Annotated in this window: 1 tRNA gene and 2 rRNA genes; all 3 read right to left on the reverse strand. The window is 51.8% G+C overall.

Going from position 1 to position 1,108, the window contains the following annotated elements:
• Positions 1 to 109 (reverse strand): 23S ribosomal RNA (locus AC50Y5_RS32720); the annotation flags it as partial.
• Positions 110 to 408: 299 nt separating this feature from the next.
• Positions 409 to 484, reverse strand: a tRNA-Ala gene (locus AC50Y5_RS32725).
• A 105-nt stretch (positions 485 to 589) separates the two neighbouring features.
• A 16S ribosomal RNA gene (locus AC50Y5_RS32730) occupies positions 590 to 1,108 on the reverse strand; the annotation flags it as partial.

Genomic DNA, 1,108 nt, shown 5'->3' on the forward strand with positions numbered 1-1,108 from the left:
CCCGGATCAAAGCCTGCTTACGGCTCCCCGAGGCAGTATCGTTGTTCGCCACGTCCTTCTTCGGCTCCTAGTGCCTAGGCATCCTCCGTGCGCTCTTATTAGCTTAACCAGATGCTCCAGTATGCTCGATTAGCCGGCCGTTGTCCGTCCCTACTCTCCTCGTACAGTTGCCTGTCCGATATCGAGAAGAACTACCAAAAGTCCATCTAATTCGATCACACTTTCGCTTGCAGCTCAGACAAAGGGCAAGATCAAACTCAAGTTCTTTCCTTACTTTGCCTTCCTGCGATATTTCTCGCTAAAGGATGTTTCGTTCTTTGCTTTCGCTATCCAGTTTTCAAGGTGCAAGTTTTGTTTGTTCTAATCTAAAGATAAACTTTAGAAGAGAAGAAACGCTGATGGTTTTATTGGTGGAGCCAAGCGGGATCGAACCGCTGACCTCCTGCTTGCAAGGCAGGCGCTCTCCCAGCTGAGCTATGGCCCCTAACAAATTCCATCAAAACTGAACAAATGGTTTTCACGTCTGACGCCTAAGCGCCGTTAATCCGCACATTTATCTAATCCTCATCGGGATTAGGTATTTCCTTAGAAAGGAGGTGATCCAGCCGCACCTTCCGATACGGCTACCTTGTTACGACTTCACCCCAATCATCTACCCCACCTTCGACGGCTGGCTCCTTGCGGTTACCCCACCGGCTTCGGGTGTTGTAAACTCTCGTGGTGTGACGGGCGGTGTGTACAAGACCCGGGAACGTATTCACCGCGGCATGCTGATCCGCGATTACTAGCAATTCCGACTTCATGCAGGCGAGTTGCAGCCTGCAATCCGAACTGAGACCGACTTTGATAGGATTGGCTCCACCTCGCGGTTTCGCTTCCCGTTGTATCGGCCATTGTAGTACGTGTGTAGCCCAGGTCATAAGGGGCATGATGATTTGACGTCATCCCCACCTTCCTCCGGTTTGTCACCGGCAGTCATCCTAGAGTGCCCAGCTTCACCTGCTGGCAACTAAGATCAAGGGTTGCGCTCGTTGCGGGACTTAACCCAACATCTCACGACACGAGCTGACGACAACCATGCACCACCTGTCTCCTCTGTCCCGAAGGC

The sequence above is a fragment of the Paenibacillus sp. JT22N7 genome (genome assembly GCF_059383875.1).